Below are 12,902 nucleotides of genomic sequence, written 5' to 3' on the forward strand. Positions count from 1 at the left end.
TTCTTCTCCTCCTTACGCTGACCAGATCTTGCAGAGAGTCGCTTTGGTCTCCTGCATCTGGGTCACTGAATCATAGCCATAGGTCTGGGCGGTGTTGGTACTTTCACCCAGCACATAGGGATCGGCACCTTTGGGGTATTTCTCCCTCAGGTCCTCGCCCTGGAAATGGCCGCCAAAGTGGAATGGCATGAAGGCCACGCCGGCACCGACCCTGTTGGTCAGCATCGCCATCACCTTGACCTTGCCGCCCTCAGGACCTTCGACCCAGACCTGCGATCCGTCCCGAATACCAAGGTTGTTGGCATCGCGCGGATTGATCTCGACGAACATGTCCTGCTGAAGCTCGGCCAGCCACGGGTTGGACCGTGTCTCATCGCCGCCGCCTTCATATTCGACCAGACGACCCGACGTGAGGATTATCGGATAATCCTTAGAAAAGTCGTTCTTTTGGATCGAAGCATAAAGGGTGGGCAGACGATAGGCCTGACGGTCCTCGTAGGTTGGATAGTCCTCCACCAGATCGCGCCGGTTCGTGTAAAGCGGCTCGCGGTGCAGTGGGATCGGATCCGGGAAGGTCCAGACGACCGCGCGTGCCTTTGCGTTCCCGAAGGGCGCACAGCCATGAGCGATCGCGACCCGCTGGATACCGCCGCTGAGGTCGGTTTTCCAGTTGGTTTCTGGCCCCGCAACAGCGTCAATCGCCGCGCGTTCCTCAGCCGTCAGATCGCCATCCCAGCCAAGATCCATCAGCATCTGCATCGTGAATTCGGGATAGCCATCCTGAATTTCCGATCCAACGCTATAGACCCCCTCGGCCAGCAGGTTGTCACCATCGCGTTCCACCCCGAAACGGGCGCGGAAGGTCAGGCCGCCTTCGGCCACCGGTTTGGACATGTCATAGAGGTTTGGCGTCCCCGTATGACCCATCTCAGCCGTTCCCCAGCAAGGCCAGGGCAGACCGTAGTACTCACCGTCGTTTGGTCCACCGATGGCTTGCAGCGTGGTTCTGTCGAACGTGTGCTGGTTGGCCATGTGGCTTTTCAGACGTTCTGGCGACTGACCGGTATAGCCGATGGTCCAGAGGCCCGAGTTGAACTCACGCGTGATGCTTTCAACATTCGGGGTTTCCGGGTCGTCCATCTCGATGTTGCGGAACAGACGATCCGCCCAGCCGAACTTATTGGCGAACTTGGCCATGATGACCTCGTCCGGTAGGCTTTCGAACAGGGGATCCACCACCTTGTCGCGCCACTGCAGCGAGCGGTTCGAGGCCGTGACCGAGCCACGGGTTTCGAACTGGGTACAGGCTGGCAACAGGTAAACGCCATCAGTGCGGTCCTGCAGAACGGCCGAGACGGTGGGATACGGGTCAATCACGACCAGCATGTCCAGCTTCTCCATCGCCGTCTTCATTTCCGTCATCCGGGTCTGCGAGTTGGGCGCGTGGCCCCAAAGAACCATGGCGCGGACGTTGTTGTCCTGATCCATGTTGGCAGGGTCTTCCAGAACACCGTCAATCCAGCGGGAGACCGGGATGCCGCGCTCGTTTTGGAGCGGTTTATCCTTGCCTTCCTTGTCCTTGATTGTGGCGAACTGACCGGCCAGCCATTCAGGATCTTCACCCCAGACACGGGCCCAGTGACCCCATGCACCTTTCGACAGGCCATAGTAGCCGGGCAAGGTGTGGGACAGAACACCAAGGTCTGTCGCGCCCTGAACGTTGTCATGGCCGCGGAAGATGTTGGTGCCACCACCCGTGGTGCCCATGTTGCCGAGCGCAAGCTGAAGCACACAGTAGGCGCGGGTGTTGTTGTTGCCGTTGGTGTGCTGAGTGCCACCCATGCACCAGACAACGGTGCCGGGACGGTTGTTCACCATGGTCCGGGCGACGCGGCGCAGCTGCGAGCCGGGTGTACCGGTGACGCGCTCGACCTCATCCGGGGTCCACTTGGCAACCTCTTCCTTGATCTGGTCCATACCCCAGACACGGGTGCGGATGAACTCTTTGTCCTCCCATCCGTTGTCGAAGATGTGCCACAGAATACCCCAGACCAATGCGACGTCGGTGCCGGGACGGAAGCGGACATATTCATCCGCATGCGCGGCGGTGCGCGTAAAGCGCGGATCGCAGACGATCAGAGGCGCGTTGTTCTGCTCTTTCGCGCGCAGGATATGCAGCAGCGAGACGGGGTGCGCCTCGGCCGGGTTGCCACCGATGATAAAGATGGCCCGGCTGTTGTGCATGTCGTTATACGAGTTGGTCATGGCGCCGTAGCCCCATGTATTTGCAACGCCCGCAACAGTGGTCGAGTGGCAGATACGGGCCTGATGGTCCACGTTGTTCGTGCCCCAGTAGGCGGCGAACTTGCGGAACAGATAGGCTTGTTCGTTATTGTGCTTCGCAGAACCCAGCCAGTACACACTGTCCGGCCCGGATTCCTGACGGATGTTCATCATGCCGTCGCCGATCTCGTTGATCGCCTCGTCCCAGCTGATGCGCTTCCACTCGCCGCCTTCCTTTTTCATCGGATATTTCAGGCGGCGCTCGCCATGGGCGTGTTCGCGGACCGCGGCGCCCTTGGCGCAGTGCGCACCCAGGTTGAACGGGCTGTCCCAGCCGGGTTCTTGCCCGACCCAGACACCATTTTGCACTTCGGCAACGACTGTACAGCCGACCGAGCAGTGAGTGCAGACGGATTTGATATTCTCAACGGCTTGGTTTGCCGCTGTCTGGGCACTGGCAGGCGTCACGGTTCCACCCGTGGCGCTGATCGCGGCAAGGCCGCCGATCGTCAGGCCCGAGCCACGCAGGAATGCGCGGCGATCGACGGTTTTCTCGCCGACCTGGGACAGGATACTTGTCCGCTGGGGGCGTCTCGCAACCCCGTTGGTCTTTTTCCTAAGCATTGTTTTCCTCCCTTGCGCGCCGTGTCAGCCACGGCTGGCTTGGTACTTCGCGAACCGACATCAGGGCCAATCGCAACCGTCCGTCGGGTAGATGACATCGTCCGGCGGCTGGGCCGGGCGGGGTCGAGGCGGCTTAGAAGCGCGCGCTTTCCAGATACGCGCGGGTATGCGCGGTGTCCTGCATGCGGGTCTCGTCCGTCGGCAGCTCGGCTGCTTCGGCTTGACCGCTCAGGCTGGCTGCGGCGACAGCAGCGGGCGCTGCGGTTCCGGCCAGTTTGAGGAAGTCGCGGCGGGTTGCGCCTTCTTCCTTGGTCTTGCTCATGGGTGTCTCCTCTCCCATTTGCGATCTAGCGCCGCCTTGGGCGCTGGTGAGTGGCGGGTTATGCCGCCGTCATTCGGAATGCCTCACGCTCGATCTCCATGAACACCCGACCGGCCGTCCCGACCGAGGCATAGAGAACCGAAGCTTCGGCTGCTTCCAAATCCGAATAGAAATGTGCGGCCCAAGGGCCGATATGTTTGTTCCAGAACGCTTTTTGATCGTCGAGCGGGGCAGCGGTTCCAAACCGGCCCACGATCATGCCAGCCATAATCTCCATCAGTGATGCGATGTTATCTTCGGGCTCGAACACGTTCTTGGCACGCGTGATGCCGCGCACGGCCATGTCATTGCGCAACTGAGCCAGAGGTTTTTCGTTCAGGAACCCGGTTAGGTAAAAGCTGGCATAGGGCAGTAGCTCTCCACGCCCCAATCCGATGAACAGCGCGTTGAACTCGCGTTCTGCTGCGGCGGGTTTGGTCACCTTGGCCACCCGTGCCATGGCTTGAATGGCCTGGCCCAGATCAGTGTCATCGCCGCTTAGACCAGCCATCTGATCCAACAGCAATTGATCCGGCGGGCCAGCCAGCAGTAGGCCCAGGAAGTTGTAGAAATCCGCGCGCAGCCGATCCTCGGCCGAGATATCCATGTGTTGCGCGTTGCTTGCGGTCATCCGTTATCCTTCGAATTCAAATCTCATGCGGCGCGGGGCCGGGGTATATGGCTCGTCCTCAGGCTCTTCCGCTGCTGCCAGAGCCATCGGTTCCGGGGCTGGTTCAGGTTCGGCGAGCGCGGCGGGTTCTTCTTCCTCGACAGGCTCGGGGGCGTCGATTTCAGGCTCATCCTCTTCGGCTGCCAAAGCCTCAATATGCGCCAACATCCCTTTGCCGACCTGATAAGCGGTTTGGAGGTTTTCGATCACACAAGCGGCATCGGTGTAGTCTTCACCATAGTCGACCAGCCCGTCCACATTGGCCAATACAGGATTAAGCCGCCAAAGCCGACGCAGGGCGCGGCGGCGCAAGCGGTCGGGGACTGCCTTAGCCATGAAGCCCGACACATCATCGCCAGCTTGCAACTGATCGGGGTCGGGCAGGTTTAACTCGGCCAGAATTTCGGCATCGCTCTTTTCTTCCAGCTCGGCCTGTTGCGCCGCAATTGTTTGTTGTTCCGCCGCGATCGCTTCGGCCTCGGTTTCGGCCTGAACGGCTGCCTTGCGGCGGGACCAGAAATCGCGGGCTTGGGTCATTGCAGCACCTTCCTCGGTGCGCGGTAGACGTCCGAGGTTTGCCGAATACGCGCATCCCCCTTGCCGTCCTCCACAAGGTCCGTCCGCTTCTTGTCACGGCGGCGCTTGATGAAAACCTCATCCCGGTGGTGTTCCAAGGTGAAATCCCGAACCCAGGCGATCAGGCCTTCGGTCATTGGGATTTTCTCAACGATCTCCTCGCCAGTATCCGCGTAATCCTGCCCCTCGAACGGAGAGGCGGTGATCAACGCCGCTTCCATCGGGCGGTTGCCGTCCAAATCATTGCGAAGAACCAGATAAACGGAAGGCTGACCATCGGAGAGGTTGACCATGTAAGCTTCGGTTTCATCGGCCCAGAGGGTTAGGGGCAGGGTGGCGGCGTGATACTCCACCGCGTCGCCTTCGCGCCGAAGCTCGACCCAATCAGCAGGGCCAGCGCCGGGCAGCACGGCAACCGCGCGCCAGTTCCACTTCGCCCAGCGAGTAACGCCGGGTGTTTTGCGCACGATGACGCCAACAGGCATTTCAATACGGCTTGCGGCCTTGGCCACTGGCTCCTCCCCGTAAGGCTCTCCCCTGCCTTACCCTAGGTCTACTATGGTACACATAGGGCGGCTCTGCCAAGTCTCAATCGCGTGAAAAACCTCTTGTACGACTAAAGTTTAACAAGTGAAATTCCGAGCGTTTGTGTCAGGAAAAACAGGCGCTCCCAAAGAATTTAATGTGCGATCCGTGGTGTTTGACAAAGACTGGATTGCCAGCCGAGCGATACCATCTAAGGTAACAAGTCAGGAAGCTGTCCGGGGGAGGGACATGGCCACCAAACTTATTCTATGTAACTGCGAAGGCTCGCAGCAGGTGGATGCCGACCGTATCGGCGCGGCCACCGAGCTGGAGTGCAGTAAAACACACACCGCCCTTTGCACGCGAGAGCTGGGTGTCGTTGCGGAGTTTATGAAGGGGGATGACCAACTGCTGATCGCCTGCGGGCAGGAGCAGGAGGTGTTCCGCGATCTGGCCGAGGATCTTGAGGTTGAGCCACCCGCCTTTGTTGATCTGAGGGACCGCGCGGGCTGGTCTGACCAATCGGGTGACGCTGCCCCCAAGATGGGGGCCCTGGCGGCCGAGGCGTTGGTGCCCATGCCCATCTCGCCCAGTGTTGATGTCATCAGCGAGGGGACCTGTTGTATCGTTGGTCCGGCCGAGGTCGCCTTTGATCTGGCCGAGCGTTTGTCGACCACGCTGGCGGTGACTGTTGTCACGGGTGATGAGACCTCGCCCATCAGCCGCAGCTCTGATGTGGTGCGGGGGCAGGTGCGATCGGTCGCGGGCGCATTGGGTGGGTTTGCCCTGCGGATCGACGGGTTGCAGCAGATCGCGCCCGGTGGTCGTGGCGCATTTGGCTGGACCGAGCCGCGTGACGGGGCGCAGTCGGCCTGTGACATCCTGATTGATGTGACCGGAGACACGCCACTGGTTCAAGCTCCGGCCAAGCGAGAGGGTTATCTGCGGGCTGACCCGCGCGACCCACTGGCCGTCTCCAAACTGGCGTTTGATGCAGCGCAGCTGGTTGGGACGTTCGAAAAACCCCTCTATGTACGGCTTGAGGAAACTCTGTGTGCCCATTCGCGGGCCGAGCAGGTGGCCTGTACCAATTGCCTCGATATCTGCCCGACCGGGGCCATCACGCCCGCCGGAGAGCATGTTGCCATAGATCCCATGATCTGTGCGGGCTGTGGGGCTTGCGCTGCACTGTGCCCCTCGACCGCAATAACTTACGAAGACCCGCCTGTGTCGGCGGTGCTGTCACGGATGCATGTCCTGGCTCGAACTTATCGCCGGGCTGGAGGCTCCGCGCCGCGTCTGCTGGTGCATGACGCCCACGGGGCCGAGATGATCCGTCTTGTCGCGCGGTTCGGACGTGGACTTCCCGCCGATGTTATCCCGATGGAGTTGAGTGTCATTTCCGGCTTCGGCCACGCCGAGATGCTGGCCGCTTTGGCCCACGGCTTTGCGCGGGTAGACATCCTGCTGGCCCCCACGACCGAGCGGGACGCGCTGGACCGCGAGCTGGAGCTTGCACAGGCGATCGCGCCGGACGCGGGGCTTGGACTGATTGATGAGGCCGACCCGGATGCGATGAGCGATCTGCTCTATGCGCAAGAGGTACTGGCGGCACTGACCGATCCGGTTCTGCCGTTGGGCAACCGTCGACAAATCGCCCGGTTGGCAGCGCAGGCTCTGAACCCTAAGGCCGAGGAGCCTCTGGCTTTGCCTCAAGGCGCACCCTATGGGGCCGTCGCGGTGGATACGGATGCGTGTACGCTGTGCCTAAGCTGTGTGTCGCTCTGCCCATCGGGGGCCCTGATCGACAACCCGGATAAACCTCAGCTTAACTTCCAGCAGGACGCTTGTCTGCAATGCGGTCTGTGTCGCAACATCTGCCCCGAGGATGCCATTGCGCTGGTTCCCCAACTGGACCTGAGCGATGCCGCGTTGTCTCAGCAGGTGCTGAACGAGGAAGAGCCCTTTGAATGTGTCGAATGCGGTGCCCCGTTTGGCGTGAAGTCTACGGTTGAGCGGGTCATGGAGAAGCTGTCGGGGATACACCCGATGTTTGCCTCGTCCGAGCAGGCGCGGATGATCCAGATGTGCGACAATTGCCGGGTGGGCGCGCAGTTCAACATGCAGGACAATCCGTTCCAGTCCAATCCGCGGCCCAAGGTTGTAACGACGGATGACTATTTCTCAAAACGGAAGGATCATTGATGCTGCAGCGGCGCGCCGAGATCCGCTGCGCTGATGACCGAGACAAAGGCCAGAATGGCGTCCAGATCGTCCAGCGTCATCTCAACAGGGTGTATCGGCGACGGACGCGAAGGATCGAAGGGGGGCGTCAGACCTTCGATCTGTGTAAAGGCCGGGTGGGGGTTCAGGGCGAAGAAGGCCTGAAACCTCTCATCCCAATCTGGCAACGTGCGCAAAACGGCGAAAGAGGGGGTCGAACCGAGCCCATTCATGCGGTTCTGCGGGCCGATCACATGGCAGCGGCCGCAATGGGTCATCGAAAGCGCCTCACCCAATGCGGTATTGCCGTCGATGACTTCAGAGGCCTCGGCGCTGGCAACCTCGAAACTGGCGCTGAAGGGCGGGCCTTGATCCGGAGCAAAGCTTTCGATCGTGCGCTTGCCGATATCCGACAGCAGCCAGTCACGAAACCGCTCCTGTTTCGGATCGTTCTGAATGCGCAGGTGATAGACGATCTCGCCACGTGCAAAGACCGGATCGCCCTCGGCACCGGTATTCAACGCCATAACGCCCTCAGCATCGCTGATTACCCGTATCCCGGTCTTGAGTGAAAAGCGCGGAAGAATATGTTGCAAAAGGCCTGAGTTCGAAACTTCGGTCGGGCTGGCCAAGCCAATCGCGTCTTGCGCCCCGGAAGGGGTGGCGGAGAGCGTCAGGCTGAGGCACAAAAGGAAAAAGCGCATGCCCAAGCCTAATCGCCAAAAGGCAAATGCGTCAAATGAACGAAAAGAGACGGAGACACATGCAATGAAAAGCAACCATGCGATGGTGCAGGTTATGGGGACGATGGCATGAGTGTCCGTGACGCGGTTCTTGCGAACTTGAAAAAGATCACTGACCCGGTTTCCGGTCAGGATATTGTCAGCGCGGGCGTTGTGCGCGCCCTGAATGTCGAAGGCGATACCGTGCGCTTCGTGCTCGAGATCGACCCCAAACAGGCCGAGCGGATGGAGCCTGTGCGCGCCGCCGCTGAGCAGGCCGCGCAGATGGTGGAAGGGGTTTCGAAAGTGTCGGCCATGATGACCGCGCATTCCGACAAGGCTCCGCCGGATCTGAAGCCGAAACCAAAGCCCTCTCAGACTGGTCCGCAGGCTGTGTCTGGTGTCGATCGTATTATCGCCGTTGCCTCCGGCAAGGGCGGTGTCGGGAAATCGACCGTATCCGCGAACCTCGCCTGTGCCTTGGCGGCCGAGGGGCGACGTGTCGGGTTGCTTGACGCGGATGTCTATGGCCCGTCGCAACCCCGGATGCTCGGTGTCTCTGGACGCCCGGCCAGCCCGGATGGCAAGACGATCCTGCCGCTGCGCAATCACGGCGTCACCATGATGTCGATGGGTCTGATGACCAACGAAGGGCAGGCGGTCGTTTGGCGCGGTCCCATGCTGATGGGTGCGCTGCAGCAGATGATGAACCAGGTTCAATGGGGCGCTCTGGACGTGCTTATCGTTGACCTGCCGCCCGGTACTGGTGACGTGCAACTGACGCTCAGCCAGAAGTTCCAGGTGGATGGGGCCATCGTTGTCTCAACCCCGCAGGACGTGGCGCTAATCGACGCCCGCAAGGGGATCGACATGTTCAACCAGCTCAAGACACCGATCTTCGGTATGATCGAAAACATGTCGACCCATATCTGTTCCAACTGCGGGCATGAGGAGCATATCTTTGGCCATGGCGGTGTCGCCTCCGAGGCGGAGGCGCTGGGCGTGCCGCTCTTGGGTGAAATCCCACTACATCTGGATATCCGGATGGCCGCGGACGGGGGGGCGCCCATCGTGGTCAGCAAGCCCGACAGCCCACAGGCCGACGCGTTCCGCAAGATCGCGCGCGACCTGATCGCCAAAGGCAACGCATGAGCGAACCGGTCTTTCCCCCTCTGTTGACAGGTCATCCCGCCAATGGTGGGGAAGACCCATTCGAAAAAGCCCAGGCCATGGCGGCGCTGGGCTGCGATTCCGGCTCGGTCGTGTACAATATTCAGGCCGATCGCCTGCGCGCGGCCATTGTTTTCGCGCCCGAGGTCGCCTTGCAGGACGCCATGGCGATGCTGCCGCTCTGCGCTGTCGGGTTTCAGAACGCGCTGGGCGCCTTGGCACCGCCAGAAGTAGCGGTGCATCTGGGCTGGGATGGCCTGATCTGCGTGAACGGTGCAAAATGCGGGCAGTTCCATGTTGCCGCGTCGACCAGCGATCCCGATCAGATACCCGACTGGCTGGTCGTCGGGTGGGAATTGGTACTGCTGCAAACCAGCGACGCGCCCGGCCAGACGCCGGACGTCACCGCGCTCTATGATGAGGGCTGCGCCGAGGTTTCGGCAACCCAATTGGTGGAAAGCTGGTCGCGGCATATGCTGACATGGCTCAACCGCTGGTCCGAAGACGGCAACGCACCGCTACACGGCGAATGGCTTGGCCTTCTGCGCGGCGTCGGAGAACCGATTGAGGGGCAGGGCGTGTTCCTTGGCACGGACGAGCGGTTCGGCATGTTGATCCGCGACAAGGATGAGACTCACCTGCGCCCGCTCACAAACCTATTGGAGGCGACCTGATGAAACTGGCCCGCGCGATACATTTCGACGAAAGCGACATGAACGTGTTCCACTCGCCCGCGCGCACGGGGGAATGGTGCGTCTCGGGTGGGTTTGAGTTTTCGAACTGGGGGCAGGGTGATCTGGAGGGCAAAGCCCGTCAGGCCTTCGCCAATGGTTGGCTGGGGCTAGAGACCTTCGGGCGTGTGACCTTTGTGGCTGTCACCCAGATCGAACCGGCTGAAAAGGAGCAGATCGTCGAATATCTGGCTGAGCATTTCGTGAAATTCTACGGTGCACCATCGGTCGAGGCCGCGATGGGCGTGGCGCAATCGGAGATAGACCATATGTCCGAGCTATGCGACGAGCACGCCGCCAACACTCTGCTCACCGTTGCGCGTGAATTGACCGAAAGCGGCGTGCATGAAGCCTTCCGCGTGATCACTCCGCAAGAAACCCAGCTCGAGGCGCTGGCGGTTCATGGCTCACTTGAAGACTAAGGGTCGTCAGATCAGGTCGACAAACCCGCCGAACTGACCCCGCTTGAAGATCAAGCCCTGGCCCGTGCGGTACATGACCTGATCCACATGACCAACCATGATCAGGTGGTCGCCCGCTTCGTGGCAGGCATGCAGATGGCAGTCAAACCGCGCGAGGCAATCGGCCAGTTGTGGCCGGCCCATATCATCTGCGCTCCAGTCTGTGTGAGAGAAGTCTTCTCCGTCGCGCGCAAACCGCAGGCTTTGGTCCTGCTGCTCTTGTGCCATGACATGGATGGAATAGTGCTGGCAGTCCGAAAACGCACCGAACCGGTTGGATTCCTTGGCCAAACACCACAGGACCAGCGGAGGGTCCAGTGAAACCGAGGTGAAGGAGTTCACGGTGATCGCGCGCGGCCCAAGTGCCGTCTGGGTTGTGACGACCGTTACGCCTGTCCCGAAACACCCCAGCGCTTCACGAAACGCGGTGCTTTGATCAGGGGTCGGGATAAAAGTCTTCTCGGTCATTGCACATCTGTTCTCTGCCCGATCGTCAGGTGCCATGACCGTTCCGTATTGTCCATGGTAACTTTGGTTCATCACGTTGAAAAACTAGGTCAGTTCAGGTCCTCCAACAAGCGACCATGTTTGCGGGTCTCGGTGATGATTGCGCCGAATGTGGTGATATCCCGCGCTTTCAGCATGGGCAGCATCCGCACAAGCGCCTCAGCCGTGGCCACCGCATCCCCCAGCGCCGTGTGGCGGAGCGCTTCGGGAATTTCCACGTCCAAACGGTCACATAGCGCGTCCAGTGTATGCGTCTCGCTGGCGCCAAACAGGACAGCAGACAGGAGCACAGTGTCCAGAATTGGGTGGTCCCATTCAACACCTATCCGCTTGGCGTGACGGCGCAGGAACGCCATGTCGAATGGCGCATTATGGGCAACAATCACGGCGTCCCGTGCGAATTGATGAAAGATGCGGCCAGCCTCGCCAATGTCGGGCGCGCCTTGTACCATCTGGTCGCTGACCTTGTGAACCTTGGTCGAGGCAGCTGGGATGGGGATGCCGGGATCGACCAGCATGTCGATCCGCTCGCCTTCGACAATGCGTCCTTTCACGACCCGAACCGCACCGATCTGAACGATCTCGTCCTTGTGCGGCAACAGTCCGGTGGTTTCGGTGTCGAATACCACAAAGCATAGATCTTCAATCGTTTGGGCCTCGAAACTACCCGAAGCGGACACGTTCAACAGATCGAAATCATAGACCAGCGGGCGCGACGCGTCCGGGGCGATCTGCGCCGCGCTGTCGTCGAAAATCAGCATGTATCCGGGCGCATCTCCCAAAGGTTTAACGCGCGCGGAATAGCTCTGAGCTCCGTCGATGCTGGTTAACGTACAGGTGACGTCCTGACCGGTTTTGACCAGTTTCGAATAGGCGGCATACAGCGCGTCAGGCTGTAGATAATCCTCAAGCGCGGCATTCAGACGGGGATGTGCGATCTGGGCCAGAACCTCGGCCGCTTGCGCATCATAGAGGACGATCTTGTGGTTCGGGCTGGCGAGCAGCATCGCAACCGGGATTTCGGTCAATAGGGCAGTGAGCCTGTTCTTTTCGGCGGCCAGTTGGGCGGTCTCGGATGCGACAGCCTCGGCCACGCTGAGCGTCTTGTGCGATAGCTGATCCGCTAGCCCAGCGGCGGCCGGGGCAAGGTCGCCCAGGTATTTTGCTGTCTGCACATCCATATTGCTGCTAACCCCGGCATGGGCGCGCGCGCGTAATTCGGCAGACAGACGCTCGATCGGTTTTGCCACGTTATCGTCAAACAGCAACCAGACACCCGCGGTCAGGGCCAACAGCCCAAAGGCAATCACGATCCCGGCAAAAAGGAACGGGTCGAACAGGGCAGGGTCGCCCGCTCGGGCGTAGCTGAACCAAAGCGCCAGAGCGCTGACCACCAGCCCACCCGCCGCTAAAAGGCAAAAGAACAGAAAGATTCTCAGACGAAGGCTCAACTTGGTCAGCATGATCAGACTCCGCAGGTGGCCTCGATGATCGGATCGCCGGTCCCGGCTTTGATCCAGTCGGCATTCAGAACGCGGCCATCGTCGCCAAACTCGGCCCCGTCGGCCAGATTGGCCCGCAAGTTTTCGGCGCAGTTTACGACAACTGGAACCTTCGAGACCGGTGCCCAGCGACCAAAGAAATAGAGCTCGACCAGCCTTTCATCCGGCACCTGTTCGTTCTTGCGCACCGAGTCGGTGTCGATCGCGGCGAACCTGTCGACGAAAGGCACGGCATAGGTCCAGGGACGGTAAATCGCGCGGCTTTCGACCTCTTGGATAATGCTTACACTGTCGGGCAGCGTTTCGCGGGTGCGGTCGTACCACGAGTATTCGCTGGCGATCGTCATTCCGATCATGCCCAGCCCCGCAGCGACCGGCGTGGCCCACCGGGGCAACCTTCCGCCGGTCAGCTTGTTCAGCACCAGCACGATCCCGGCAAAGGCAAAGCCCGCAAATATCGTACCGATCAATTCCAGGAACATTGGTCTTCTCCAGCCTTTGGGCGTAGCTCGCCCATTCTTTTCAATTCAATTTCGGTCGCCCACGG

General features: G+C 60.5%; 13 protein-coding genes. 4 read left to right on the top strand and 9 right to left on the bottom strand.

Features of this window, described 5'->3' with window-relative positions; genetic code table 11:
* Nucleotides 1–12: 12 nt before the first annotated feature.
* The 5 genes from ACR0B5_RS07790 to ACR0B5_RS07810 all read right to left on the bottom strand — a co-directional run bounded on the left by ACR0B5_RS07790 (nucleotide 13) and on the right by ACR0B5_RS07810 (nucleotide 5,026).
* On the bottom strand, nucleotides 13–2,907 hold the full coding sequence (locus ACR0B5_RS07790; RefSeq protein ID WP_480539693.1) for a formate dehydrogenase subunit alpha: 2,895 nt from the start codon (nucleotides 2,905–2,907) through the stop codon (nucleotides 13–15).
* A gap of 133 nt (nucleotides 2,908–3,040) precedes the next feature.
* Entirely contained in the window at nucleotides 3,041–3,229 is a 189-nt protein-coding gene (locus ACR0B5_RS07795; protein ID WP_170376587.1) for a ubiquinol-cytochrome c reductase iron-sulfur subunit N-terminal domain-containing protein, read from the bottom strand.
* Between the two features lie 58 nt (nucleotides 3,230–3,287).
* Entirely contained in the window at nucleotides 3,288–3,899 is a 612-nt protein-coding gene (locus tag ACR0B5_RS07800; RefSeq protein ID WP_170551332.1) for a TorD/DmsD family molecular chaperone, read from the bottom strand.
* A gap of 3 nt (nucleotides 3,900–3,902) precedes the next feature.
* Nucleotides 3,903–4,475: a DUF3306 domain-containing protein gene (locus ACR0B5_RS07805; RefSeq protein ID WP_480539695.1), complete on the bottom strand. Its 573-nt coding sequence runs from the start codon at nucleotides 4,473–4,475 to the stop codon at nucleotides 3,903–3,905.
* Nucleotides 4,472–5,026 carry a DUF3305 domain-containing protein gene (locus tag ACR0B5_RS07810; protein ID WP_480539697.1) on the bottom strand — a complete coding sequence of 185 codons (555 nt, stop codon included), beginning with the start codon at nucleotides 5,024–5,026 and terminating at the stop codon, nucleotides 4,472–4,474. The genes ACR0B5_RS07805 and ACR0B5_RS07810 overlap by 4 nt, the downstream gene beginning before the upstream one ends.
* A 262-nt stretch (nucleotides 5,027–5,288) precedes the next feature.
* On the opposite strand from ACR0B5_RS07810, the gene ACR0B5_RS07815 reads away from it, so the two are divergent.
* Nucleotides 5,289–7,244 (top strand): 4Fe-4S binding protein, encoded by a 1,956-nt coding sequence (locus tag ACR0B5_RS07815; protein WP_480539699.1) that lies wholly within the window; start codon nucleotides 5,289–5,291, stop codon nucleotides 7,242–7,244.
* On the opposite strand, the gene ACR0B5_RS07820 is transcribed toward ACR0B5_RS07815, so the two are convergent.
* The gene (locus ACR0B5_RS07820) at nucleotides 7,238–7,966 is read right to left on the bottom strand and encodes a c-type cytochrome (protein ID WP_480539701.1); all 729 of its coding nucleotides are present in this window, start codon (nucleotides 7,964–7,966) and stop codon (nucleotides 7,238–7,240) included. The genes ACR0B5_RS07815 and ACR0B5_RS07820 overlap by 7 nt on opposite strands.
* A gap of 108 nt (nucleotides 7,967–8,074) precedes the next feature.
* On the opposite strand from ACR0B5_RS07820, the gene ACR0B5_RS07825 reads away from it, so the two are divergent.
* The 3 genes from ACR0B5_RS07825 to ACR0B5_RS07835 are packed head-to-tail and all read left to right on the top strand — an operon-like array spanning nucleotide 8,075 to nucleotide 10,307.
* Nucleotides 8,075–9,136, top strand: a complete 1,062-nt coding sequence (locus ACR0B5_RS07825) for an Mrp/NBP35 family ATP-binding protein (RefSeq protein ID WP_480539703.1) — start codon at nucleotides 8,075–8,077, stop codon at nucleotides 9,134–9,136.
* On the top strand, nucleotides 9,133–9,828 hold the full coding sequence (locus ACR0B5_RS07830; RefSeq protein WP_480539704.1) for a biotin/lipoate--protein ligase family protein: 696 nt from the start codon (nucleotides 9,133–9,135) through the stop codon (nucleotides 9,826–9,828). The genes ACR0B5_RS07825 and ACR0B5_RS07830 overlap by 4 nt, the downstream gene beginning before the upstream one ends.
* A complete protein-coding gene (locus ACR0B5_RS07835) occupies nucleotides 9,828–10,307 on the top strand; it encodes a DUF6505 family protein (protein ID WP_480539706.1) in 480 nt (159 codons plus the stop codon). The genes ACR0B5_RS07830 and ACR0B5_RS07835 overlap by 1 nt, the downstream gene beginning before the upstream one ends.
* A 6-nt stretch (nucleotides 10,308–10,313) precedes the next feature.
* Here ACR0B5_RS07835 and ACR0B5_RS07840 read toward each other — a convergent pair whose 3' ends face one another.
* The 3 genes from ACR0B5_RS07840 to ACR0B5_RS07850 all read right to left on the bottom strand — a co-directional run bounded on the left by ACR0B5_RS07840 (nucleotide 10,314) and on the right by ACR0B5_RS07850 (nucleotide 12,837).
* Nucleotides 10,314–10,814, bottom strand: coding sequence for a flavin reductase family protein (locus ACR0B5_RS07840; RefSeq protein ID WP_480539708.1), 501 nt, complete (start codon nucleotides 10,812–10,814; stop codon nucleotides 10,314–10,316).
* Nucleotides 10,815–10,903: 89 nt separating this feature from the next.
* Nucleotides 10,904–12,316 (bottom strand): 3'-5' exonuclease, encoded by a 1,413-nt coding sequence (locus tag ACR0B5_RS07845; RefSeq protein ID WP_480539710.1) that lies wholly within the window; start codon nucleotides 12,314–12,316, stop codon nucleotides 10,904–10,906.
* A gap of 2 nt (nucleotides 12,317–12,318) precedes the next feature.
* Nucleotides 12,319–12,837 carry a hypothetical protein gene (locus ACR0B5_RS07850; protein ID WP_170376630.1) on the bottom strand — a complete coding sequence of 173 codons (519 nt, stop codon included), beginning with the start codon at nucleotides 12,835–12,837 and terminating at the stop codon, nucleotides 12,319–12,321.
* Between the last annotated feature and the right edge of the window lie 65 nt (nucleotides 12,838–12,902).

The sequence above is a fragment of the Ruegeria sp. AG1 genome (genome assembly GCF_056541705.1).

Coding starts and splice junctions, on each gene's coding strand:
- ACR0B5_RS07790 (WP_480539693.1), bottom strand. CDS start 2,907: ATGCTTAGGAAAAAGACCAACGGGGTTGCGAGACGCCCCCAGCGGACA.
- ACR0B5_RS07795 (WP_170376587.1), bottom strand. CDS start 3,229: ATGAGCAAGACCAAGGAAGAAGGCGCAACCCGCCGCGACTTCCTCAAA.
- ACR0B5_RS07800 (WP_170551332.1), bottom strand. CDS start 3,899: ATGACCGCAAGCAACGCGCAACACATGGATATCTCGGCCGAGGATCGG.
- ACR0B5_RS07805 (WP_480539695.1), bottom strand. CDS start 4,475: ATGACCCAAGCCCGCGATTTCTGGTCCCGCCGCAAGGCAGCCGTTCAG.
- ACR0B5_RS07815 (WP_480539699.1), top strand. CDS start 5,289: ATGGCCACCAAACTTATTCTATGTAACTGCGAAGGCTCGCAGCAGGTG.
- ACR0B5_RS07820 (WP_480539701.1), bottom strand. CDS start 7,966: ATGCGCTTTTTCCTTTTGTGCCTCAGCCTGACGCTCTCCGCCACCCCT.
- ACR0B5_RS07825 (WP_480539703.1), top strand. CDS start 8,075: ATGAGTGTCCGTGACGCGGTTCTTGCGAACTTGAAAAAGATCACTGAC.
- ACR0B5_RS07830 (WP_480539704.1), top strand. CDS start 9,133: ATGAGCGAACCGGTCTTTCCCCCTCTGTTGACAGGTCATCCCGCCAAT.
- ACR0B5_RS07835 (WP_480539706.1), top strand. CDS start 9,828: ATGAAACTGGCCCGCGCGATACATTTCGACGAAAGCGACATGAACGTG.
- ACR0B5_RS07840 (WP_480539708.1), bottom strand. CDS start 10,814: ATGACCGAGAAGACTTTTATCCCGACCCCTGATCAAAGCACCGCGTTT.
- ACR0B5_RS07845 (WP_480539710.1), bottom strand. CDS start 12,316: ATGCTGACCAAGTTGAGCCTTCGTCTGAGAATCTTTCTGTTCTTTTGC.
- ACR0B5_RS07850 (WP_170376630.1), bottom strand. CDS start 12,837: ATGTTCCTGGAATTGATCGGTACGATATTTGCGGGCTTTGCCTTTGCC.